Origin of the sequence: Teichococcus aestuarii (assembly GCF_042651065.1) — a bacterium.
Classification (GTDB): Bacteria; Pseudomonadota; Alphaproteobacteria; order Acetobacterales; family Acetobacteraceae; genus Pseudoroseomonas; species Pseudoroseomonas aestuarii.
Map to the genome: position 1 here is coordinate 91,965 of NZ_JBHSCH010000003.1, position 23,429 is coordinate 115,393.

At 70.4% G+C, this 23,429-nt stretch carries 21 protein-coding genes; 15 read left to right on the top strand and 6 right to left on the bottom strand.

The genetic code is table 11. The annotated features are described in order from the left end of the window. From ACFOY6_RS02460 to ACFOY6_RS02485, 6 genes are all read right to left on the bottom strand, one after another. The gene (locus ACFOY6_RS02460) at positions 1–285 is read right to left on the bottom strand and encodes a hypothetical protein (RefSeq protein ID WP_379634042.1); all 285 of its coding nucleotides are present in this window, start codon (positions 283–285) and stop codon (positions 1–3) included. Positions 286–313: 28 nt separating this feature from the next. Then, on the bottom strand, positions 314–1,690 hold the full coding sequence (locus ACFOY6_RS02465; RefSeq protein ID WP_109517702.1) for an HlyD family type I secretion periplasmic adaptor subunit: 1,377 nt from the start codon (positions 1,688–1,690) through the stop codon (positions 314–316). Then, a complete protein-coding gene (locus ACFOY6_RS02470) occupies positions 1,687–3,450 on the bottom strand; it encodes a type I secretion system permease/ATPase (protein WP_109517703.1) in 1,764 nt (587 codons plus the stop codon). The genes ACFOY6_RS02465 and ACFOY6_RS02470 overlap by 4 nt, the downstream gene beginning before the upstream one ends. Before the next feature lie 5 nt (positions 3,451–3,455). Next, complete coding sequence (locus ACFOY6_RS02475; RefSeq protein ID WP_379634050.1) at positions 3,456–3,890, bottom strand: hypothetical protein; 435 nt, start codon at positions 3,888–3,890, stop codon at positions 3,456–3,458. Positions 3,891–4,010: 120 nt separating this feature from the next. Further along, positions 4,011–5,003 carry a glycosyltransferase gene (locus ACFOY6_RS02480; RefSeq protein ID WP_379648730.1) on the bottom strand — a complete coding sequence of 331 codons (993 nt, stop codon included), beginning with the start codon at positions 5,001–5,003 and terminating at the stop codon, positions 4,011–4,013. A gap of 38 nt (positions 5,004–5,041) precedes the next feature. Then, positions 5,042–5,494 carry a GtrA family protein gene (locus ACFOY6_RS02485; protein ID WP_379648732.1) on the bottom strand — a complete coding sequence of 151 codons (453 nt, stop codon included), beginning with the start codon at positions 5,492–5,494 and terminating at the stop codon, positions 5,042–5,044. A gap of 144 nt (positions 5,495–5,638) precedes the next feature. Between ACFOY6_RS02485 and ACFOY6_RS02490 the strand changes: the two genes are divergently transcribed. The 15 genes from ACFOY6_RS02490 to ACFOY6_RS02560 all read left to right on the top strand — a co-directional run bounded on the left by ACFOY6_RS02490 (position 5,639) and on the right by ACFOY6_RS02560 (position 23,409). Next, complete coding sequence (locus tag ACFOY6_RS02490) at positions 5,639–7,243, top strand: ABC transporter substrate-binding protein (RefSeq protein WP_379634054.1); 1,605 nt, start codon at positions 5,639–5,641, stop codon at positions 7,241–7,243. Between the two features lie 271 nt (positions 7,244–7,514). After that, entirely contained in the window at positions 7,515–9,098 is a 1,584-nt protein-coding gene (locus tag ACFOY6_RS02495) for an ABC transporter substrate-binding protein (RefSeq protein ID WP_379648799.1), read from the top strand. A 172-nt stretch (positions 9,099–9,270) separates the two neighbouring features. Further along, positions 9,271–10,875, top strand: coding sequence for an ABC transporter substrate-binding protein (locus tag ACFOY6_RS02500; RefSeq protein ID WP_379648734.1), 1,605 nt, complete (start codon positions 9,271–9,273; stop codon positions 10,873–10,875). A 9-nt stretch (positions 10,876–10,884) separates the two neighbouring features. Next, complete coding sequence (locus ACFOY6_RS02505; RefSeq protein WP_109517709.1) at positions 10,885–11,826, top strand: ABC transporter permease; 942 nt, start codon at positions 10,885–10,887, stop codon at positions 11,824–11,826. Further along, positions 11,823–12,749: an ABC transporter permease gene (locus ACFOY6_RS02510; protein ID WP_219929758.1), complete on the top strand. Its 927-nt coding sequence runs from the start codon at positions 11,823–11,825 to the stop codon at positions 12,747–12,749. The genes ACFOY6_RS02505 and ACFOY6_RS02510 overlap by 4 nt, the downstream gene beginning before the upstream one ends. 4 nt (positions 12,750–12,753) lie before the next feature. Continuing rightward, entirely contained in the window at positions 12,754–13,746 is a 993-nt protein-coding gene (locus tag ACFOY6_RS02515) for an ABC transporter ATP-binding protein (protein WP_109517710.1), read from the top strand. After that, positions 13,743–14,837, top strand: a complete 1,095-nt coding sequence (locus tag ACFOY6_RS02520) for an ABC transporter ATP-binding protein (protein ID WP_245906438.1) — start codon at positions 13,743–13,745, stop codon at positions 14,835–14,837. The genes ACFOY6_RS02515 and ACFOY6_RS02520 overlap by 4 nt, the downstream gene beginning before the upstream one ends. 190 nt (positions 14,838–15,027) lie before the next feature. Continuing rightward, positions 15,028–15,528, top strand: a complete 501-nt coding sequence (locus tag ACFOY6_RS02525) for a (2Fe-2S)-binding protein (RefSeq protein WP_109517711.1) — start codon at positions 15,028–15,030, stop codon at positions 15,526–15,528. A gap of 91 nt (positions 15,529–15,619) precedes the next feature. After that, a complete protein-coding gene (locus ACFOY6_RS02530) occupies positions 15,620–18,025 on the top strand; it encodes a xanthine dehydrogenase family protein molybdopterin-binding subunit (RefSeq protein ID WP_379648737.1) in 2,406 nt (801 codons plus the stop codon). A 13-nt stretch (positions 18,026–18,038) separates the two neighbouring features. Then, positions 18,039–18,833 (top strand): FAD binding domain-containing protein, encoded by a 795-nt coding sequence (locus ACFOY6_RS02535; RefSeq protein WP_109517713.1) that lies wholly within the window; start codon positions 18,039–18,041, stop codon positions 18,831–18,833. Between the two features lie 98 nt (positions 18,834–18,931). Then, on the top strand, positions 18,932–19,327 hold the full coding sequence (gene hpxZ, locus ACFOY6_RS02540; protein ID WP_109517714.1) for an oxalurate catabolism protein HpxZ: 396 nt from the start codon (positions 18,932–18,934) through the stop codon (positions 19,325–19,327). A gap of 8 nt (positions 19,328–19,335) precedes the next feature. After that, on the top strand, positions 19,336–20,598 hold the full coding sequence (locus ACFOY6_RS02545) for an NAD(P)/FAD-dependent oxidoreductase (RefSeq protein ID WP_379648740.1): 1,263 nt from the start codon (positions 19,336–19,338) through the stop codon (positions 20,596–20,598). A gap of 83 nt (positions 20,599–20,681) precedes the next feature. After that, positions 20,682–21,488, top strand: a complete 807-nt coding sequence (locus ACFOY6_RS02550; RefSeq protein WP_146201911.1) for a cold-shock protein — start codon at positions 20,682–20,684, stop codon at positions 21,486–21,488. A 149-nt stretch (positions 21,489–21,637) separates the two neighbouring features. Beyond that, on the top strand, positions 21,638–22,327 hold the full coding sequence (locus tag ACFOY6_RS02555; protein ID WP_146201912.1) for a hypothetical protein: 690 nt from the start codon (positions 21,638–21,640) through the stop codon (positions 22,325–22,327). A gap of 92 nt (positions 22,328–22,419) precedes the next feature. Further along, positions 22,420–23,409, top strand: coding sequence for a Bug family tripartite tricarboxylate transporter substrate binding protein (locus ACFOY6_RS02560; RefSeq protein ID WP_379648743.1), 990 nt, complete (start codon positions 22,420–22,422; stop codon positions 23,407–23,409). Positions 23,410–23,429: the final 20 nt, after the last annotated feature.

Consider the following 23,429-nt stretch of genomic DNA (forward strand, 5'->3'; position numbering starts at 1 on the left):
TCAGCCGGAGAAGCGGAAGGAGCCCGGCACCGCCTGCGGCTCCGGCGCGGCGGGCTCGGCGGGCGCCGCCTGCTGCTGCGCCTGCTTCACCTTGGCGTCGATCTGCTTCAGCAGCGCCACCACGCTGTTGGCGAAGGCCGGCAGCTGCACCACCGGGATCATCAGCTGCCCGCAGGGCACCGGCTTCCCGTCGGAGCCCGTCTGCGCCAGGGTGATGCGGGTCACGCCGTAGTTGACGCTGGCCTCGAGAACGCCATCGGCGAACAGGACGGGCTTGTCGGACATCGGGTGGAATACTCCTGCGAGTCTGGGCTTACTGTTCGCGGAAGGCGCGGTGGAAGCTGTCGAGCACCGGCTGCATCATGTAGCGGAAGAAGCTGCGGCTCCCGGTCTGGATCTGCGCCTCGACCGGCATGCCGGGCCGCAGCGCCACATTCTCCAGCCGGGCCAGCTGATCCGGCTCGATGGCGATCTGCACCCGGTAATGGCTCATGCGGGTGCGTTCGTCCAGGGTGACATCCTCGGCGACATAGGTCACCTCGCCATGCAGGTAGGGCACCAGGCGCTGCTTGAAGGCCGGCAGCCGCACCTCGGAATGCAGCCCGGGATAGACCACGTCGATGTCGGTGGGGGAGAGGCGCACCTCGGCCACCAGCCGGTCCTCGGCGGGGACGATCTCCATCACCGGCTCGCCGGCGCGCACCACGGCGCCGAGGTTGAAGAAGCGGCTGCCGACGATGGTGCCGTCCTCCGGCGCGACGATCTCGCGCCGCTGCGCCACGTCGCGGGCGGCGCGCAGCTTCTCCTCCGTCTCGTTCAGGCGGTTGCGCGTCTCGCGCGCCTCGGCGGATATCTCGGCCATGATCTGGTCGCGGGTCTGGCGGATCTGGTTGCGCGCCTCATCGACCGAGGCGTTGGCGCGCTCCACCTGGCCCATCAGGTCGACCATGTTGCCTTCCAGCGAGGCGACGTTGCGCTGCAGCGCCAGCAGGCGCGGCATCCGCTCCAGCCCCTGGCGCACCAGGGTCTGCACGTCCTGCTCCTCGCGCCGGATCAGCGCGAGCTGGCGCCGCTGGCTGGCGATCTGCCCCTGGGCGGAGGTGGCGGTCGCCTCGTGCTGGGAGATCCGTGCCTCCAGCACCTGGAGCTGGCTGTTCAGATGCGCCCGGCGGGCGGAGAACAGGGTGCGCTGCCCGGTCATCGCCTCCAGCACGCGCGGGTCGGAGCTGCCGGACAGGTCCGGGGGGAAGGTGATGTCGGGCGCGCCGGCGGCCTCGGCGCGGAGCCGCGCATCCTGCGCCAGCAGGGCCCAGCGCTGGGCGCGCAGCGCCTCCAGCCCGCTGCCGGACTGGACCTCGTCCAGCCGCATCAGCACCTGGCCGGCCTTCACCTTGTCGCCGTCCCGCGCCAGGATCTCGCGCACGATGCCGCCCTCGAGGTGCTGCACGGTGCGGCGGTTGCCCTCGCTGCGGATCTCGCCGGGGGCGATCGCCGCCTCGGCCAGCGGCGCCGTCACCGACCAGGCGGTGAAGCCGCCGACGAACAGCACGGTGGCCGCCAGCCCGAACAGCATCGTGCCGCGGGTGCGCGGGCGCGGCGCGTCCAGGGTCAGGTCGGGGGCGACGGGGGGAAGGGTGCTGGGGCCGGCCTTCTGCAGCTCGCCGCCCGGAGGAAGGGTGGTGACGCTCATGCCGCGCCTCCGCTGTTGGTGTTGGCCAGCCGGGGCTGGGCCGGGGGGGCGGCCACCTCGGCCGGGCGGGGCGGCGCCATCAGGCGCTTCAGCACCTCGGCGCGGGGGCCGAACATCTCCACGGCGCCGTCCTTCAGCAGCAGCACCTTGTCCACGCCCTGCACCAGGGCCGGGCGGTGGGAGACCAGCACCACCGTGGTGCCCTGGGCCTTCAGCGCATCGAGCGCGCGCTGCAGGGCGGCCTCGGAATCGCCGTCGAGGTTGGAGTTGGGCTCGTCCAGCACCACCAGCTTGGGCCGGCCGAACAGCGCGCGAGCGAGGCCGATCATCTGCCGCTGGCCGCCCGAGAGATGCTGGCCGCCCTCGCCAATCTCGGTGTCGTAGCCGGCCGGCAGGCGCAGGATCATCTCGTGGCAGCCGGCCATCTTGGCGGCCTCGAACACCGCGTCGGGCGTGGCGTCGCCCATGCGGGCGATGTTGCTCAGCACCGAGCCGTCGAACAGCTCCACATCCTGCGGCAGGTAGCCGACATGGCGGCCGAAATCCTCGCGCTGCCAGGTGTAGACATCGGCGCCGTCGAGCCGGACATTGCCGGCATTGGGCTGCAGCGTGCCGATCAGCAGGCGGATCAGCGTGGTCTTGCCGGCGGCGGAGGGGCCGATCACGGCCAGGCTCTCGCCCGGCTGGAGCGCGAAGTTGACGCCCTTGATGATGGCCACCGCCATGCCCGGCATGCCGTAGGAGACGCGCTCGACCGAGAGGCGGCCGACCGGCTCGGGCAGCGGCAGACCGGGCGGGCGGATGCGCGGCAGGGCCAGGAAGGCGGAGAGGCGCTTCAGCGCCTGGCGCGCCTGCACCAGCCCCTTCCAGCCGCCGATCAGCTGCTCCACCGGCGCGAGCGCGCGGCCCATGATGATCGAGCCGGCGATCGAGGCGCCCGAGGTGAGCTGCTGCTGCAGCACGAGATAGGCGCCGACGCCGAGGATGGCGAGCTGCACGGCGAGGCGGAAGAACTTGGTGGCCGAGAGCAGCACGGCGGCGCGGTCGGCCGCCTTCTCCTGCGGCACCACGGTGTCCGCCACGGCCTGGCGCCAGCGGCGCATCACCGAGGAGGTCATGCCCATGCTGTCGATCACCTCGGCGTTGCGGGCGATCGCGTCGGCGCGGCGCTGGCCGGCCATGCTGGCGGTGTTGGCCTCGCGCAGCAGGGCGGAGGTGGTCAGCTCGTTCACCAGGGTCAGGATGAACAGCAGCACCGCGCCGCCGAGGGCGATGAAGCCCATCACCGGGTGCAGCATGAAGATGGCGGCCAGGTAGATCGGCACCCACGGCACGTCATAGAGCGCCAGCGCCCCGGGCGAGCCGAGCCAGGAGCGGCAGAAGCCCAGGTCGCGCAGCGCCTCCATGCGGTAGGGGCGGCCGCGGAGCTGGGATTCCAGCGCGCGCTCGAAGCCCTCCGGCGCCACGCGGGCCTCGATCCAGGCGGCGCTGCGCTGCATGATGCGGCTGCGCACCGCCTCCAGCAGCGCCAGCAGCAGCAGGGCCAGGATGGCGATGAGGCTGAGGAACAGCAGGGTGTCGATGCTGCGGGTGGCCAGCACCCGGTCGAACACCTGCATCATGTAGATGGAGACGGTCAGCTGCAGCAGGTTCACCATGCCGCTGAACAGGCCGACGGCGATGAATTCCTTGCGGCAGGCGGCGATGGCGCGCGAGAGCGGCGTGACCGGGGCGGCGCCGGGGCGGGGGGCGAGGGCCATGGCGCTCAGCCCTGCCCCTGCGGGAAGGGCAGCGCGGGAAGGTGCAGGCCGAAGGCCAGGGCCACCCAGGCCAGCGCGGCGAACAGCAGCAGCCCCGCCAGCACCGCGGCCACCAGGGTCAGGAAGCCTGGCGGCGGCCGCTGCCCGGCCAGCGCTTCGCGCGCCGCCTCGGCGCGGAGCCGCTCCAGGTGGTTGTGCAGGTGGCGGTAGGCCCAGTCCTGCATCAGCCGCTCGGCCTCGGCGCGGCGGGCGGGGGCGGCCTCGGCGGAGGGCGCGGTGCCGGATTCGACCGCCAGCGCATAGCCGAGCAGGGCAGGCAGCCTGTCCTCGCCGGCGGCGGGGCGGAAGCCTTCGGGAAGGCCGGAGGCGGGGCTCTCGGTCTGGTCGGCGGAATCCGCCTGGGCGGCCGACTCTGGCCGAATGCGCTGGGGCGCGGACATGTCCGGCTGGTACTCCAACATAAAAAAACGCGGCTTGGCAGTGTGCCGCAAGTGGACGCACCTTACCGTGATGCGCGCTGCGAGGCACGCATCAATCCATCATCTGTTTCATTCCTCATTTTACTGTAAAGCTGAAGTTGCAGCCGGCGCCATGCTCTCCGGCGCCGGCGGCGCGGGTATGGCGAGATAGGCGATCCGCTTGGCCTCCTGCCGCCCGCGCGTCACCGTCTCCAGCACCAGCCCGACGGCCAGGAAGAGGAAGGACAGCAGCAGGAAGGCCACCGAGGCCAGGAAGGTGGGCAGGCGCGGCACCAGCCCGCTCTCCAGGTAGGTGGAGAAGACCGGCAGGAAGAAGCCGAGCGAGGCCAGGAAGAGCAGCCCCCCCAGCCCGCCGAAGAAGGGCAGCGGCCGCTCCCGCTGCAGCAGGCCGAGGATGGTGCCGAGGATGCGCCAGCCGTCGCGCAGCGTCCGCAGCTTGGAGGCCGAGCCGGCAGGCCGGGCGGCGTAGGCCGTTACCATCTCGCCCACCGGCATGCGCAGCTCCAGCGCGTGGACGGTGAACTCCGTCTCCGTCTCGAAGCCGGTGGCCAGGGCGGGGAAGGATTTGACGAAGCGGCGCGAGAACACCCGGTAGCCGGAGAGCATGTCGCTGACGCGGCGGCCGAAGACCAGCCCCACCAGCCCGGTGAGCAGCCGATTGCCGAGCTGGTGGCCCGGCCGGTAGGCCGCCGTCTCGTGGCTGACGCGCAGCCCCGTCACCATGTCGAGCTGCCGCTCGCGCAGCAGGCGGATCATGGCGGGCGCGGCGGTGGGGTCGTAGGTGCCGTCGCCATCGACCAGCACATAGATGTCGGCCTCGATGTCGGCGAACATGCGGCGCACCACATGCCCCTTGCCCTGCAGCGTCTCGCTGCCGACCTGCGCGCCCGCCGCGCGGGCCACCTCCCGCGTCGCGTCGCTGGAATTGTTGTCATAGACATAGACGCAGGCCTGCGGCAGCGTCCGGCGGAAGCCGGCCACCACGCCGCCGATCGCCACGGCCTCGTTGTGGCAGGGCACCAGAACCGCGATGCGCGGCGCCGGGGCGGCGGGAAGGGTGGCGTCTCTGGACATCGGGGCGTTTCCGCAAAGCCCATCGCAGATGGGGCGGCTCAGGCGCCGCGGAAGACGAAGCGGCGGCTCAACAGGAAATTCCCCGTCATGCCGGCGAGCGACCCGGCAGCCACCGCCACCACCGGATGCGCCGCGGCCAGCGGCCACAGCGCCACGAGGGTGGCGTAGGTGCCGTAATTCGCCACGAAGCCCGCCAGGTTCACCAGCAGGAACAGCGCCCATTGCCGCGCCGCGCCGGCGCGCCCGGCGGGGCGGCCGGCGGCGCGGAAGGTCCAGGCGCGGTTCAGCGCCCAGTTGCCGCTGGCTGCCGCCAGGTAGGAGAGCACCCGCCCGCCATACAGCCCGGCGCCCAGCCACAGCGCTAGGTAGAGCGTGGCGGTATCGACGATGAAGCCGATGACGCCGACGACGCCGAAGCGCAGCGCCTGCCCGAGCAGCGCGCCATGCCGGGACCGGGCCTGCCGGAGGCGTCGGGTGAGGGCGGGAAGCATGTGGCGCGGGATAGGCCGGCCCGCTCCGCCTGCCAAGAGTTGGCCGGCGGCGCCGCTTCCGCACATCGCCTCTTGCACAGGAGCGGGGCCTCGGCTTCCCTTCGCGCACAGGATGGGCCGAACCCTCCGGGGAGACCGAAAGACATGTATCGACGCCACTTGCTGGGCGCCACCGCGGGCCTCGCCGCCGCCACCGCGCTGCCGCGCTTCGCCATCGGGCAGGGAACCGGCGGCAGCGCCGCGCGGGTGCTGAAGTTCGTGCCCCAGGCCGACCTGGCCGTGGCCGACCCGATCATCACCACCGCCTATGTGACGCGGAACCACAGCTACCTGATCTGGGACACGCTGTACGGCTTCGACGAGGACTACAAGCCGCAGCCGCAGATGGTGCAGGGCCATGTCGTCGAGGAGAATGGCCGCCGCGTCACCATGACGCTGCGCGACGGGCTGAAATTCCACGATGGCGAGCCGGTGCGGGCGCGCGACTGCGTGGCCTCGATCCAGCGCTGGGCGAAGCGCGACGCGCTGGGCCAAGTGATGATGACGGTGGTGGACGAGCTCTCCGCCCCCGACGACAAGACCATCCTGTTCCGCCTGAAGCAGCCCTTCCCGCTGCTGTTCGAGGCGCTGGGCAAGCCCTCCACGCCGGTCTGCTTCATGATGCCCGAGCGGCTGGCCAAGACCGACGCCACCACGGCGGTGAAGGAGATGATCGGCTCCGGCCCGTTCCGCTTCAAGCCGGATGAGCGGGTGCCGGGCGCGCGCGTCGTCTATGAGCGATTCGCCGACTACGTGCCGCGCGCCGACGGCCCGGTGAGCTGGACGGCCGGCCCGAAGAAGGTGAATTTCGACCGCATCGAATGGCATGTGATGCCGGATGCGGCGACCGCCGCCAACGCCCTGCAGAACGGCGAGGTGGATTGGTGGGAGCAGCCGCCGGGCGACCTGCAGGCGCTGCTGCGCCGCAACCGCAACGTCAACCTGGAAATTCAGGACCCGACGGGCCTGATGGGCATGGCGCGGTTCAACCACCTGCACCCGCCCTTCAACAACCCGGCCATCCGCCGCGCGCTGCTCGGCGCCGTCAGCCAGGCCGATTTCATGACGGCGGTGATCGGCACCGACAAGAGCCTGTGGCGCGAGGGGGTGGGCGTCTTCCCGCCGGACACGCCGCTGGCCACCGATGCCGGCATGGAGGTGCTGACCAGCCGCCGCGACTACGACAAGGTGAAGGCCGACCTCGCCGCCGCCGGCTACAAGGGCGAGAAGGTGGTGCTGATCGCCGCCTCGGACTTCCCCTCGCTCAACGCGCTGGCGCAGGTCGGCCACGACATGCTGAAGAAGTGCGGGCTGAACGTCGAGTTCGTCTCGACCGACTGGGGCAGCGTGGTGCAGCGCCGCGCCAGCAAGGAGCCGCCGGAGAAGGGCGGCTGGAGCATGTTCTTCACCTTCTGGGCCGGGGTGGACATGTTCAACCCTGGCGTGCAGCAGGCGCTGCGCGGCAACGGCCAGTCCGCCTGGTTCGGCTGGCCCACCGCGCCGCGGCTGGAGGAGCTGCGCAATGCCTGGTTCGAGGCGCCCGACCTCGAGGCGCAGAAGGCCATCGCGCGCGACATCCAGCTCCAGGCCTTCCAGGACGTGCCCTATCTGCCCTGCGGCCAGTATTTCCAGGCCTGGGCCTATCGCCGCAACCTGACGGGTGTGCTGAAGGGCCTGCCCATGTTCTGGAACGTGCAGCGCAACGCCTGAGCACAATTTGGCTTTGCGCCGGAAAGGCCCCGACCGGGGCCTTTTTGCGTTTTTGTGGCCTTTTCGCGGCAAGGGCGCTTGCAGCCGCCGCCGCCGCCTGTTCCACTCGCGAAGGGGAGAGCACGGGCAGGCGGGGGTGACGCTCCGATCCCGTGCGGGAGAGGCGGAGGCGTTGCGCCATCCGCCCGGCCGGCCATGCGCCGGCGCTGCCAGCACGCAGGAGGAGAGGGCGCCACGCGCCCGAAACCCGAGGGGGATGGCAATGACGGAACTGTCTCGCAGAAACATGCTGGGGGCCGGTGCGGCCCTGGCGGGAGTGGCGCTGGCGCGCCCCGGCCTGGCGCAGGGCGCGGCGGCGCGCACGCTGCGCGTGGTGCCGCAGGCCAACCTCACCAGCCTGGACCCGTTCTGGACCACCGCCGTGGTGACGCTGAACCATGGCTACCTGGTCTATGACACCCTGACCGCCGTCGATTCCCGCAACCAGCCGCGGCCGCAGATGGCGGAAGGCTGGGTGGTGGAGGATGACGGGCGTAGCTGGACCTTCACCCTGCGGCCCGGCCTGAAGTTCCACGACGGCGAGGCGGTGCGGGCGAAGGATTGCGTCGCCTCCATCACCCGCTGGGCGCGGCGCGACGCCTTCGGCCAGGTGCTGTGGATGTCGCTTGACGAGCTCTCCGCGCTCGACGACCGGCGGCTGCGCTTCCGGTTGAAGCAGCCCTTCCCGTATCTTGCCCTCGCCCTGGGCAAGAGCCCGTCCCCCGCCTTCATCATGCCCGAGCGGTTGGGGCAGGTGGACGCCTTCACCCAAATCCGCGAGGCGATCGGCTCCGGCCCCTATCGCTTCCTGGCGGATGAATGGAACCCGGGGCAGAAATCGGTGTGGGAGAAGTTCGCCGGCTACGTGCCGCGCGACGACGCGCCGGATGGGCTCGCCGGCGCCAAGCGGCCGCTGCTGGACCGCGTGGAATGGACCGTGATCAGCGACCCGGCCGTTGCCTCAAGCGCCATGCTGACCGGCGAGCAGGATTACTGGGAATATCCGCTGCACGACCTGCTGCCGCTCCTGAAGCGCAACCGTGACGTGGTGGTGGAGCAGCGGCTGAGCGAGGGCACCTATGGCTGCCTGCGGCTGAACCACCTGCACCCACCCTTCGACAATCCCGCCATCCGCCGCGCCGTGGCCATGGCGGTGGACCAGCGTGACTACCTGCGCGCCGTGGCGGGCGAGGCGCCCGAGGCCTGGGGCGAGTGCCCCGGCGTGTTCACCTGCGGCTCGGCGCTGGAAACCGAGCAGGGCAGCGAGGTCCTCAAGACGCGCAACCTGGAGCGCGCGCAGGCCGCCATGAAGGAAGCCGGCTATGCCGGCGAGAAGGTGGTGCTGCTAGCGCCAGGCGATTACCCGCAGATCAACGCGCTGTCGCTCGTCACCGCCGACCTGCTGCGGCGGCTCGGCATGAATGTCGAATTTGTTTCAGTGGATTGGGGGACGTTGGTGCAACGGCGCGCGAGCCGCGAGCCGGTCGAGAAGGGGGGCTGGAGCGTGTTCCACACCACCTCGCTCGGCACCTCCTTGAACCTTCCGCCGATCCATCTGATGCTCCGTGCCAATGGAAAGGATGCATGGTTCGGCTGGCCGGACGATCCGGAGATCGAGCGGCTGCGCGCCGCGTGGCTCCGCGCGGGCGACCCGGCCGAGGCGAAGCGGATCGGTGATGCGCTGAATGAGCGGGCGATGCAGACCATCCCCTACGTCCCGCTCGGCTATTACTGGCAGCCCTCCGCCTGGCGCCGGACCCTTCGCGGCGTGCAGCGCTCGCCCTCCACCGTGTTCTGGAACATCGAGAAGGCCTAGCCGCGCCGGACCGGCGCGTTCCGGCCCGGATGGCACCGGCTTGGATGGCACCGGCTCGGATGGCACAAAACATGCTGGCCCGCCGCCAGCATCTCCCGGGCACAGGGCCGGGGGTCGGCGGGCCGGCAAACGGCCGGAACGGCCAAATGCTGGAAGACGAAGGATCATGACGATGGAACGCAGGTCTTTCCTGAAGCTCGCGGCGGGGGCGGGCGGCGCCACGGCGCTGGGCGGCGGCCTCGCCGCGCCGGCGCTGGCGCAGGGGGCGGGCGCGCGCACGCTGCGCTTCGTGCCGCAGGCGAATCTCGCCAATTTCGACCCCATCTGGGGCACGCAGTATGTCGTCCGCAACGCCGCCATGCTGGTGTGGGACACGCTCTACGGCTTCGATTCCAAGCTGCAGCCGCAGCGCCAGATGGTGGAGAGCGAGGAGGTCTCGGCCGACGGTCTGACCTGGACCTTCAGGCTGCGCCCCGGCCTGAAGTTCCACGATGGCGAGCCGGTGCTGGCCAAGGACGCGGTGGCGAGCATGGCCCGCTGGGCGGTGCGTGACCCGATGGGGCAGATGATCCGCGCCATCCAGAACGAACTGGTAGCGGTGGACGACCGCACCTTCCGCTGGTCGCTGAAGCAGCCCTACCCGAAGATGCTGCTGGCACTGGCGAAGAACAACTCGCCCTGCAGCTTCGTCATGCCCGAGCGCATCGCGAAGACCGATCCGTTCCAGCAGATCACCGAGTATGTCGGCTCCGGCCCCTTCCGCTTCGTGAAGGACGAGTGGGTGCCGGGCGCCAAGGCATCCTTCGCCAAATTTGATGGCTATGTGCCGCGCGAAGAGGCAGCCGACTGGATGGCCGGCGGCAAGCGCGTGATGGTGGACAAGGTGGAGTGGGTCATCATGCCCGATCCGGCCACCGCCTCCTCCGCGCTGCAGAATGGCGAGGTGGACTGGTGGGAGAACCCCATCGCCGACCTGGTGCCGCTGCTGAAGCGCAACCGCAACGTCAATGTCGACATCGCCGATCCGCTGGGCAATGTCGGCAGCTTCCGCATGAACCACCTGCACGCGCCGTTCAACGACCCGCGCGCCCGCCGCGCCGTCATGATGGCGCTGAGCCAGGAGGACTACATGCGCGCGCTCGTGGGCGACAACCCCGAGCTGTGGAAGTCCATGCCCTCCTTCTTCACCCCCGGCACGCCGCTCTACACCGAGGTGGGCGGCGACATCCTGAAGGGCAAGCGCGACTACGAGGGCGCCAAGAAGCTGCTGAAGGAGGCCGGCTATGACGGCCAGCCCATCACCATCCTGGTGGCGCAGGACCAGCCGATCACCAAGGCCTTCGGCGATGTCAGCGCCGACCTGCTGAAGCGGATCGGCATGAATGTCGATTTCGTCGCCACCGACTGGGGCACGGTGGGCAGCCGCCGCGCCATGAAGAACCCGCCCGGCCAGGGTGGCTGGCACATCTTCCACACCTGGCATGCCGGCGCCGACTGCATCAACCCGGCCGCCTACACGGCGATCCGCGCCAATGGCGATGGCGCCTGGTTCGGCTGGCCGAAGAGTGAAGCCATCGAGGCGGCGCGCGATGCGTGGTTCGCCGCCCCCGACATGACCGCGGAGAAGGCCGCGATCGACAAGCTGAACAAGGAAGCCATGGATTTCGGGCTCTACGCCCCGACCGGCTTCTTCCTCTCTTACCAGGCCTGGCGGAAGAACGTGTCCGGCGTCGTGAAGGCGCCGATCCCGTTCTTCTGGGGCGTCACCAAGAGCTGATCGAAAAGCATGTTCGCCTACATCGTCCGACGTGTCCTGGCGACGATCCCCGTGATGGCGATCGTGGCCCTGTTTGTCTTCAGCCTGCTCTACATCGCCCCCGGCGATCCGGCGGCGGTCATCGCGGGTGACCAGGCCACGCCGGCCGATGTGGAGCGGATCCGCGCCAGCCTCGGCCTCGACCGCCCCTTCCTGGTGCGGTTCGGGGAGTGGGTGTTCCGCATCCTGCGGGGCGACCTCGGCGTCTCCATCTTCACCAACCTGCCGGTGACGCGGATGATCGCCCAGCGCATCGAGCCGACGCTCTCGCTGATGGTGGTGACGCTGTTCCTCGCCATCAGCATCGCCGTGCCGATGGGCGTGGTCGCCGCCTGGAAGGCCGGCTCCTGGATCGACCGCGCGGTGATGGCCTTCGCCGTGCTGGGCTTCTCGGTGCCGGTCTTCGTGGTGGGCTACCTGCTGGCCTACTACTTCGCGCTGGAACTGGACTGGTTCCCGGTGCAGGGCTACACCCCCTTCGCGGAGGGGCTGGGGCCGTGGCTGTCCAACCTCGTGCTGCCCTCCGTGGCGCTGGGCGGCGTCTATATCGCGCTGATCGCCCGCATCACCCGCGCCACCATGCTCGAGGTGCTGCAGCAGGACTATATCCGCACGGCGCGCGCCAAGGGCGCGGGGCAGGGCACCATGCTGTTCGTGCATGCCCTGAAGAACGCCGCCGTGCCGATCGTCACGGTCATCGGCATCGGCGTCGCGCTGCTGATCGGCGGCGCGGTGGTGACGGAGAGCGTCTTCGCCATCCCCGGCCTCGGCCGGCTGACGGTGGACGCCATCCTGCGCCGCGACTACCCGGTGATCCAGGGCGTGATCCTGCTGTTCAGCTTCGTCTACGTGCTGGTCAACCTCCTCATTGACCTGAGCTACACCCTGTTCGACCCGAGGATCCGGTATTGAGCACCACCATCCTGCCCCCGGGCGCCGTGTCGCGTCGGGACGTCGCCGCGGCGGCGCCCACGCCGGACGTCATGCAGCCGAAGCAGCCGCGCAAGGGCTTCCTCGGCTACCTGATGCGCCACCCCACCATCGCCTTCGGCGGCGCACTGCTGCTGCTGATGATCGGCGTCGCCGTCTTCGCCCCCTTCCTGTGGACGAAGGACCCGACCGCTCTGGCGCCGGTCATGCGCACGCGCGACCCCTCGGCCGCCCATTGGTTCGGCACCGACATGCTGGGGCGCGACGTCTATTCCCGCGTGCTCTACGGCACCCGCGTCTCGCTGATCGTGGGCTTCGGCGTGGCCTTCTTCGCCTCGGTCATCGGCCTGTTCATCGGCCTCGTCTCCGGCTTCGTCCGCTGGGCCGACAGCATCATCATGCGCGTCATGGACGGGCTGATGTCGATCCCCTCCATCCTGCTCGCCATCGCGCTGATGGCGCTGACGCGCGGCTCGGTCGGCAACGTCATCCTGGCCATCACGGTGGCCGAGATCCCGCGCGTCTCGCGCCTGGTGCGCGGCGTGGTGCTTTCGCTTCGCGAGCAGCCCTATGTGGATGCGGCCGTGGCCTGCGGCACCCGCACGCCGGTCATCATCTGGCGCCACATCCTGCCCAACACCCTGGCGCCGATGACGGTGCAGGCCACCTATATCTGCGCCAGCGCCATGATCACGGAGGCCATCCTCTCCTTCATCGGCGCGGGCACGCCGCCCATCATCCCCTCCTGGGGGAACATCATGGCCGAGGGCCGGGCGCTGTGGCAGGTGAAGCCCTACATCGTGTTCTTCCCCGCCATCTTCCTTTCCATCACCGTGCTGGCGGTGAACCTGCTGGGCGACGGCCTGCGGGATTCGCTCGATCCGCGCGCGGCGAAGCGGGTGTAACGCCATGGCGCTGCTCGAAGTCGAGAACCTCCAGACGCATTTCCGCACCCCCGATGGCGGCGTGAACCGCGCCGTCGACGGGCTCTCCTTCTCGGTGGAGGCGGGCGAGACCGTCGCCATCGTGGGCGAGTCCGGCTGCGGCAAGTCCGTCACCTCCATGTCCATCCTGCGGCTCATCCCCGAGCCGCCGGGCAAGCTCGCCGGCTCCATCCGCTTCGAGGGGCGGGATCTGCTGAAGCTGTCGGAGCGCGAGATGCGCGCCATCCGCGGCAACGAGATCAGCATGATCTTCCAGGAGCCGATGACCTCGCTGAACCCGGTGCTGACCATCGGCCAGCAGATCGGCGAGGCGCTGCGGCTGCATCAGGGGCTCTCCAAGTCCCAGGCCGAGGCCAAGGCGGTGGAGATGCTGACGCTGGTCGGCATCCCGGCGCCCGCCAAGCGGGTGAAGGAATATCCGCACCAGCTCTCGGGCGGCATGCGCCAGCGCGTGATGATCGCCATCGCGCTCGCCTGCAATCCGAAGCTGCTGATCGCCGACGAGCCGACCACCGCGCTCGACGTGACGATCCAGGCGCAGATCCTCGACCTGATGCGCGACCTCAAGCGCACCGTCGGCGCCGCCATCGTGCTGATCACGCACGATCTCGGCGTGGTGGCCGAGGTGGCCGAGCGTGTCATCGTCATGTACGCCGGCCGCAAGGTGGAGGAGGCGCGGGTCGAGGACCTGTTCCGCACACCCAAGCACCCCTACACCCAGGGCCTGCTCGGCGCCGTGCCCAAGCTCGGCTCCTCGCTCGATGGCACCACCGAGCGCCTGGCCGAGATCCCCGGCCTGGTGCCCAGCCTGAAGCAGAAGATCCAGGGCTGCGTCTTCGCCAGCCGCTGCCCGTACGCCACCGATCTCTGCCGCGAGGTGGCGCCGGCGCTGGAAGAGAAGGCGCCGCGCCATGTCGCCGCCTGCCACTACGCGGTGAAGGAGGCCGTCGCCGCATGAGCATGACCATGGGAACCCACCCCGCCCACGCGAACGCCCACCCGGCGGCCCAGGCGAACGCCCACCGGGGCGCCCGCCCGCTGCTGGAGGTGAACGACCTCAAGAAGCACTTCCCCATCAAGGGCGGCTTCTTCGGCGGCACCACCGGCCAAGTCTATGCCGTGGACGGCGTGACCTTCCACATCGACAAGGGCGAGACGCTCTCGCTGGTGGGCGAATCCGGCTGCGGCAAGTCCACCGTCGGCAAGGCGCTGCTGCGGCTGTTCCCGCCGACGGCCGGGCAGGTGGTGCTGGACGGCCAGCGCATCGACGACCTCAGCGCGGGCAAGCTGCGGCCGCTGCGCCGGCGCATCGGCGTGGTGTTCCAGGACCCCTTCAGCAGCCTCAACCCGCGGATGCGGGTGAAGGACCTGCTGGCCGAGCCGATCCGCAATTTCGGCCTGGCCAAGAACAGCGCCGACCTCGACGAGCGGGTGGCGAAGCTGATGGACACGGTGCGCCTGCCGCGCGACGCCGTGAACCGCTGGCCGCATGAATTCTCGGGCGGGCAGCGGCAGCGCATCTGCATCGCCCGCGCCCTGGCCGGCGAGCCGGACCTGATCGTCTGCGACGAGGCGGTCTCGGCGCTCGACGTCTCGGTGAAGGCGCAGATCGTCAACCTGCTGCAGGACCTGCAGAAGGAGCTCGGCCTGGCGATGCTGTTCATCAGCCACGACCTGGCCATCGTCGAGCACATGACGCACCGCGTGGCGGTGATGTATCTCGGCAAGATCGTCGAGATCGCGCCGCGGCGGGAGCTGTTCGGGGCGCCGAAGCACCCCTACACCGAGGCGCTGCTCTCCGCCGTGCCGGTGCCGGAGCCGGGCGCGGCGCGCGAGCGCATCGTGCTGACGGGCGACGTACCGAGCCCGATCAACCCGCCCACGGGCTGCCGCTTCCACACCCGCTGCCCCTATGCCTTCGACCGCTGCCGCAGCGACGAGCCCAAGCTGCAGCAGACCACGCCGGGGCAATGGGCCGCCTGCCACCTGCATGATCTGCCGGCGGAGAAGAACCCGCTGGCCCGCGGCGTCTCGGCCACGCTGGCCTGAGGCGCGGGGAAGGGGGCCATGGCCCCCTTTTTCCTGGCCATGAGATGAGAACGCTTCTCAATCGCGTCGTGCTGTGCTAAACGTCACGCCCAGGATACATGCGCCCGCTTGACGGGCTGCCCGTGCTTGGATGACCCTTCCCCCAGGGACGCCGCGTCGCGCGGCGCCGTCTGCATGGGGGAGACGCGGCATGCCGCAAGTCACGCTGACCGTGAACGGCAAGAGCCACACCGTTGAAGTGGAAGCCCGCACGCTTCTGGTCGAAGTGCTGCGCGAGAAGCTGCGCCTGACGGGCACGCATGTCGGCTGCGACACCAGCCAGTGCGGCGCCTGCGTGGTGCAGATGGGCGAGGACAGCGTGAAGTCCTGCACCATCCTGGCCGTGCAGGCCGATGGCGCGCAGGTCACCACCATCGAGGGGCTGGCCGCCGCCGATGGCACGCTGCACCCGATGCAGGAGGCCTTCCGCGAGTATCACGCCCTGCAATGCGGCTTCTGCACGCCGGGCATGGTGATGAGCGCCATCGACCTGGTGAAGAAGCACCCGCAGGGCCTGTCCGAGCAGGAGATCCGCGAGGGGCTGGAAGGCAACATCTGCCGTTGCACCGGCTACCACAACATCGTCAAGGCGATCGCCGCCGCCGCCGATGTGATGCAGGGCCGCACGCCGGAGCTGGCGCGCGCCGGCTAGGCCGCGCGCAGCCGCCGCTGACGACGACGACCGGCCATATAAGGCCGGCGCGAGACAGAAGCGTTCCGCACGCCTTAGGGAGGCGAAGTCCATGAATGTCACCACCCACCCCTCCGAGGGGATCGGGGCCAGTGTCCGCCGCCGGGAGGATCTCCGCTTCCTCTCCGGCCGCGGGCAGTACACGGACGATCTCAACCGTCCCGGCCAGCTGCATGCCTGGATTCTCCGCAGCCCCTATGCGCATGCGCGGATCGACGGCATCGACACCGCCGCGGCCGCCGCCATGCCGGGCGTGCAGGCCGTCTACACGGCGGCCGACATCGAGGCGGCCGGGCTTGGCGGCATCCCCTGCGGCTGGCAGGTGACGGGCAAGGGCGGCCAGGTGATGGCCGAGCCGATGCACCCGGTCCTCGCCAGCGGCAAGGTGCGCCATGTGGGCGACCCGGTGGCCGTGGTGGTGGCCGAGACCCGCAACCAGGCGCGGGACGCGGCGGAGGCCATCGCCGTCTCCTACACGCCGCTGCCGGCGCTCTCCAACATGGCGGCGGCGCTGGCGCCCGGCGCGCCCCTGCTGCACGACGACGCGCCCGGCAATGTCTGCTTCGACTGGGAGATCGGCGACGCCGCTGCGACCGACGCCGCCTTCGCCACGGCGCACAAGGTGGTCCGCTTCGAGACCACCAACAACCGGCTGGTGCCGAACGCCATGGAGCCGCGCGCGGCCATCGGCGACTACGACCCGCACAGCGGCGAGCACACCCTCTACACCACCAGCCAGAACCCGCATGTCATCCGGCTGCTGATGGGCGCCTTCGTGCTGAAGGTGCCGGAGCACCGGCTGCGGGTGGTGGCGCCCGATGTGGGCGGCGGCTTCGGCAGCAAGATCTACCACTATGCCGAGGAGGCCATCGTCACCTGGTCGGCGGCGCAGCTGAAGCGGCCGGTGAAGTGGACCTGCGAGCGCAGCGAGGCCTTCCTCTCCGACGCGCATGGGCGCGACCACGTCACCACCGCCGAGCTGGCGCTGGACCGGGAGGGGAAGTTCCTCGGCCTGCGCGTCTCGACGCTGGCGAATATGGGCGCCTACCTCTCCACCTTCGCGCCCGCCGTGCCGACCTATCTCTCGGCCACGCTGCTGGCCGGCGTCTACACCACCCCGGCCATCCACGGGCAGGTGAAGGCGGTGTTCACCTCCACCGTGCCGGTCGATGCCTATCGCGGCGCCGGGCGGCCCGAGACGACCTACCTGCTGGAGCGCCTCGTCGACGTCGCGGCGCGCGAGATGGGGATGGACCGCATCGAGATCCGGCGGAAGAACTTCATCCGACCCGACCAGTTCCCGTACCAGACGCCGGTCGCCCTGCAATATGACAGCGGCGACTACGAGGCGACGTTGCGCGAGGCGCTGCGCGGCGCCGACTATGCCGGCTTCGAAGCCCGCCGCGCCGAGGCGAAGGCGCGCGGCAGGCTGCGCGGCATCGGCGTCTCGACTTATCTGGAGGCCTGCGGCATCGCGCCCTCCAAGCTGGTGGGGCAGCTCGGCGCGCGGGCGGGGTTGTACGAGGTGGCCAATATCCGCGTCCATCCCACCGGCAGCGTCTCGGTCTTCACCGGCACGCACAGCCACGGGCAGGGGCATGAGACCACCTTCGCCCAGCTTGTCTCGGAGCAGCTCGGCGTGCCGCTCTCGCAGGTCGAGATCGTGCATGGGGATACCGGCAAGATCCCCTTCGGCATGGGTACCTACGGCTCGCGCAGCCTGGCCGTCGGCGGCAGCGCCATGGTCAAGGCGATGGACAAGATCATCGCCAAGGGCAGGAAGATCGCCGCCCACCTGCTGGAGGCCTCGGTCGAGGATATCGAGTTCAGCAACGGCCAGTTCCGCGTCGCCGGCACCGACCGCGCCAAGGCCTTCGCCGAGATCAGCATGGCGGCCTACGTGCCGCACAACTACCCGATCGAGGAGATCGAGCCCGGGCTGGAGGAGACCGCCTTCTACGACCCGAAGAACTTCACCTATCCCGGCGGCTGCCACATCTGCGAGGTTGAGATCGACCCGGAGACGGGGGAGGTGGCCGTGGTCGCCTTCACCGCCTGCGACGATGTCGGGCGCGTCATCAACCCGATGATCGTCGAAGGGCAGATCCAGGGCGGGCTGGCCCAGGGCATCGGCCAGGCGCTGATCGAGAACACGGTCTACGATGCCGAGGGCCAGCTGCTCTCCGCCAGTTTCAACGACTACGCCATGCCGCGCGCCACGCAGATCCCCTCCTTCGGCGTCTCCACCAGCACCACGCTGTGCACGCACAACCCGCTCGGCGTGAAGGGCTGTGGCGAGGTGGGCGCCATCGGCTCGCCGCCCGCCGTCATCAACGCGGTGGTGGACGCGCTGCGTGATTATGGCGTGACCCATGTCGAGATGCCGGCGACACCGCTGAAGATCTGGTCCATCATCCATGCCAAGGACGGCGCGGCCCTGCCCGCCGCCGCCGAGTAGGGAGCCCCTCGCGATGTATGATTTCGCCTACCACAAGCCGAGCAGCCTCGCGGATGCGGTGAAGCTGCTGGCCGAGGATCCGGATGCCAAGCCGATCTCCGGCGGCATGACCCTGCTGCCGGCGCTCAAGCACCGGTTGAACATGCCGACGGCGCTGATCGACCTCTCCGGCATCGCCGAGCTGCGCGGCATCAAGCGCGAGGGCGATGCCATCGTCATCGGCGCGATGGTCAAGCATTTCGAGGTTGCGACCGACCCGCAGATCATGGCGGCGATCCCGGCGCTGGCGCGCATGGCGGCGACGATCGGCGACACCCAGGTGCGCAACCGCGGCACCATCGGCGGCAGCCTGGCCAACAACGACCCGGCGGCCGACTACCCCGCCGCCGCGCTCGCCCTCGGCGCCACCCTGATCACCGACCGCCGGCAGATCCCGGCCGACGATTTCTTCGTCGGCATGTTCACCACGGCGATGGAGCCGGGCGAGCTGCTCATCGGCGTCTCCTTCCCGATTCCCGAGAAGGCCGGCTACGCCAAGCTGCGCAACCCGGCCAGCCGCTACTCGATGACGGGCGTCTTCGTCGCCAAGGGGCCGAAGGGCGTGGGCGTCGGCGTCAACGGCGCCGCCTCCTGCGCCTTCCGCCAGAAGGAGATGGAAGCCGCGCTCGCCGCCAACTGGTCGCCCGAGGCCGTGGCCAATATCCGCCAGCCGGCCAACGACCTGAACAGCGACATCCATGGCAGCGCCGAGTACCGCGCCAACCTGGTGACGGTGATGGCCAAGCGCGCCGTGGCCGACGCCGGCTGAGGCGATTCCGGGCCGGCCCTATGGCCGGCCCCCTTTCGCCCGCGCGCGTGCTGCGGCACGCTGCACCTCCTGGTTCCTGGCAGCGGAGGGGTGCTCGCGTGCAGATCGACGATCCGGCGGTGATTGCGGAAGTCCGGGCGGTGTTCGACCGCTACGAGGACGCGCTGATGAACAACCGCACGGAAATCCTGGACGGCATCTTCTGGGCCGATCCGCGCACCGTGCGCTTCGGCATCGGCGAGATCCTCTACGGGCACGACGCCATCCGCGCCTTCCGCGCCTCGGTGAAGGCCTATGCGCAGCGTGTGCAGCGGACGGTGCACATCGTCGCCTTCGGGCAGGATTTCGCCGCCACCCATCTGGAATACGAGCGCGTCGGCACTGGCCTGATCGGGCGGGAGACCAAGATCATGGCGCGGCTGCCGGAAGGCTGGCGCGTCGTCTCCGCCCATGTCTCGCTGCTCGGGCGCGACGCCGCGCTGCAATCGCGGTGAGCGGCGCCATGCGGGGCCATGCCGCGATCATCGGCGCCGGGATCGTCGGCGCCGCCACCGCGCTGGCGCTGCGGCGTGAGGGCTGGGATGTCACCCTCATCGATCCTGGCGAGCCGGGCGGCGAGCAGGCGGCGAGCTATGGCAACGGCGCCTGGCTCTCGCCGCAATCCGTCATCCCGCCCGCCATGCCGGGGACATGGAAGAAGGTGCCGGGCTTCCTGCGCGATCCGCTGGGGCCGCTGGCCATCCGCTGGGGCTACCTGCCGCGCGTGGCGCCCTGGCTGCTGCGCTACCTCTGGGCCGGCTGGACCGAGGCCAAGGTGCTGCGCACCGCGCGGGCGCTGAAGCCGCTGCTCGACGGCGCGCCCGCGCTGCACCAGGCGCTGGCCGAGGAGGCCGGGGTGCCGGAGCTGATCCACCGCACCGGGCTGATGTACATCTATCCCAGCCGCGCCGCCTTCGAGACGGAGGCGATGGCCTGGCGCATCCGCGCCGAGGTCGGCCTCGCCTGGCGCGAGGTGGGGGAGGAGGAACTGCGCCAGCGCGAGCCTACCCTCGACCGCCGCTACACTTTCGGCATCCTGGCCGAGCAGGGTGGCCACTGCGCCGACCCCGGCGCCTATGTGGCGGCGCTGGTGGCGCTGGCCGAGCGGGAAGGGGTGCGCCGCGCGCGCAGCGCCGCCACCGGCTTCCGCGTCGAGGGCGGAAGGCTGCGCGCGGTGACGACGCAGGGCGGCGAGATCGCCGCCGACCGGGCGGTGATCGCCGCCGGTGCCCATTCCAAGGTGCTGGCCGCCGCCGCCGGCAGCCGCGTGCCGTTGCAGACCGAGCGCGGCTACCACGCGGTGATCGCGAATCCCGAGACGGGGCCACGCATTCCGCTGATGCCGTCGGACGGCAAGATGGCCATCACCATGACCCGCGCGGGGCTGCGCGTCGCCGGGCAGGTGGAGATCGCCGCGCTCGACGCGGCGCCCAACTGGAAGCGCGCCGAGATCCTGCGCGACCACCTGCTGCGCTGCTTCCCCGGCCTGCCGCGCGACCTGCCGGCGGAGCGGGTGAAGGTCTGGATGGGCAACCGTCCCAGCATGCCGGACGGCCTGCCCTGCATCGGCCCGGCGCGGAATTCGGGCGATATCGTGCTGGCCTTCGGGCATGGCCATGTGGGGCTGGTGGCCGGCCCGCGCACGGCCGCGCTGGTGGCCGCGCTGCTGGCCGGCCGGCGCCCGGATATTGCGCTGGAACCCTACGATCCACGGCGATTCGACTAGCAATCGGGACGCTCTGGTGCGAGGATGGACCATGCCGGCCCTGCATCCCGTCGGGCCGCACACTTTTACGGATACGAGACGCAGTGTTTCCGGATAACGATTCGCAGGGCGGCGCCGGGCCCATCGAGGCCGAGGTCAAGTGGTACAACGGCCGTAAGGGGTTCGGCTTCGTACTGGGCCCGGACGGTCAGGACGTGTTCTTCCACGCTTCGGCGCTCACCGAGGCCGGGATCGAGCCGCCCGAGACCGGTGACAAGCTGGTCTGCGAGATCGGCGCGGACCGCCAGGGTCGCCGGCTGGTGACCAAGATCCACGAGCGCAAGCTCGGCCCGGGCGCCCCGCCCGGTGGCGACCGTCCCCGCCGCGACTTTGGTGCCGGTGGCTTCGGCGACCGTCCGCCGCGCCGCGACTTCGGCGACCGTCCGCCGCGCCGCGACTTCGGCGCGCCCGGTGGCTTCGGCGACCGTGGCGGCTTCGGCGACCGTCCGCCGCGCCGCGACTTTGGTGCGCCCGGTGGCTTCGGCGACCGTGGCGGCTTCGGCGACCGTCCGCCGCGCCGTGATTTCGGCGACCGTGGCGGCTTCGGTGGCGGCGGCGGCGGTGGTGGCTTCGGCGCGCCGCGCAGCTTCGGCGACCGTCCGCCGCGCCGCGACTTCGGCGGCCGTGACGAGGGTGGCCCGACCTACGCCGTGAACGGCACGGTGAAGTGGTTCGACCAGGTGCGCGGCTTCGGCTTCGTCACGCCGGATGATGGTGGCCAGGACGTGTTCCTGCACTCTTCCGTGCTGCAGCGCGCCGGCAAGCAGGATGTCCAGCAGGGCGAGAAGCTCAACCTGGAGGTCCGCGACGGCCAGCGTGGCCGCCAGGCGGTGGTGCTGAAGGGCAACTGAGCCCCCGGCGCCGTCCCGCGACGGAATGAATGGAGCCCCCGGCGCAGCCCGCGCCGGGGGCTTTTTCGTGCCTTAGCGATATCTTCAATGCTGCGGGTCCAGAACATATCCCGAGCGCCGGCCGGAGCCGGCTGAAGGGAAACCCTTGCATGTCGCTGGATTCTGCTCCCCTGCTTCCCACGCCATCCCCTGGCCTGCGGCCCACGGAGATGGACGAACTCGACAGCATCCTCGCCGCCGGGCGCCAACTCAGCAGCGCCAAGGCAATGCTCGACCTGCTGCGCCAGGTGCTGGAAGACATCGACATGCTGGCCAGCGAGGCCGGCCGCATCCTCGTCCTGATCGCAGATCCCGCCCTGCCCGGGGAGGAGGGCCGCGCCGCCCTGGCGCGCTACCAGCGGAACTTCCAGGAGATCCTCTCGCTGCTGGCCGCTTCGCGCCATGTCAGCCAGCTGCTGATGAGCAACGCGGAGGATGGCAACCCGGGCATGCTTCGCTCGCTGGACCTGCTGGAGCGGATCGCCAGCCGGCTGCCGCGCCCGCCCGCCGATTCGGCCGCCGCCCGCGCCATGCTGCCGGATCTCAGTGCCTTCACCCTGGCCGTGCTGGAAGCGCGCGACAGCTTCGCCGCCGACCGTGGCGCCATCGAGGCCCAGCTTTCGCTGAACCTGGAGCAGCTGGACGACCAGCAGGCCACGCTCGGCGCGCTGGAGGACACGGACCTGCTGAAGGAGGCGGCGCGGCTGCAGGCGCTGCAGATCCGCCAGCAGCTTGCCGGGCATGCCATCGGTTTGGGCGCATTGGTGCCCCGTTGCCTGCTGGATTTGCGCAGCGTCTGAACGCGGCGTGGAAAGGGGGCGCTTTCCGGGTTCCCCCCATTGCCGGCGCAGGGATAGCCTCGGTGCTGCACACAGAAGGAGAGCCACCGACAATGCGCCGATTGCTGCTTGGCCTCGCACTGGCCGGCTTATGGGCCCCTCTCGCCACGGCACAGGCACAGGACGCCGCGTGGCCCAACCGGCCCATCACCCTGATGGGCGGCTTTCCGAACGGCTCCGGCGTGGACATCTACCAGCGCAAGTTGGCCGAGCCGCTCTCCCAGGCCTTGGGCGTGCCGGTGGTGGTGGACAACCGCAGCGGCGCCGGCGGCAACATCGCCAGCGATCATGTGGCCAAGGCGAAGCCGGATGGCTACACCTTCCTCTTCGGCACGGCCGGCACCCACGCCATCAACGCCACGCTCTACCGCAGCCTGCCCTTCGACCCGGTGAAGGACAGCACGCCCATCGCCCATCTGGGCGACGTGCCGAACGTGCTCACCGTCAGCGCGGAGCGGCGGCCCGGCCTCGCCACCTGCCAGGACGTGATCCGCACGGCGAAGGCGCAGCCGGGCAAGCTGAACTACGCCTCCACCGGCAACGGCGCCTCGACCCACCTGGCCGGCGCGCAGTTCGCGCAGGTGGCGGGGCTGGACATCGTGCATGTGCCCTTCCGCGGGCAGCCCGGCGCGCAGACGGCGCTGCTGTCCGGCGATGTGGACCTGTTCTTCAACCAGTCCGGCCCCTCCATCGGCTACATCAAGCAGGGGCAGGTGAAGGGGCTGGCGGTGACGACGGCCAAGCGCCTGGAGGCGTTGCCCGAGGTGCCCACCGTGGCCGAGGCCTGCGGCCTGCCGGGCTTCGACAGCAGCACCTGGTACGGCATCTTCGCGCCGCCCGGCCTGCCGGAGCCCATCCAGGCGCGGATGAACGCCGAGATCCAGCGCATCATCACCACGCCCGAGTTCCGCCGCTGGCTGATCGACACCCAGGGCATCACACCCAGCACCCTCTCCACCCCGGCCGAGTTCCGCGCCGTGCAGGAGCGCGACATCGCCCGCTGGGGCGAGGTGGTGCGCCGCTCCGGCGCGCAGGTGGACTGACGCGGCAGGGCCGGGGCGGT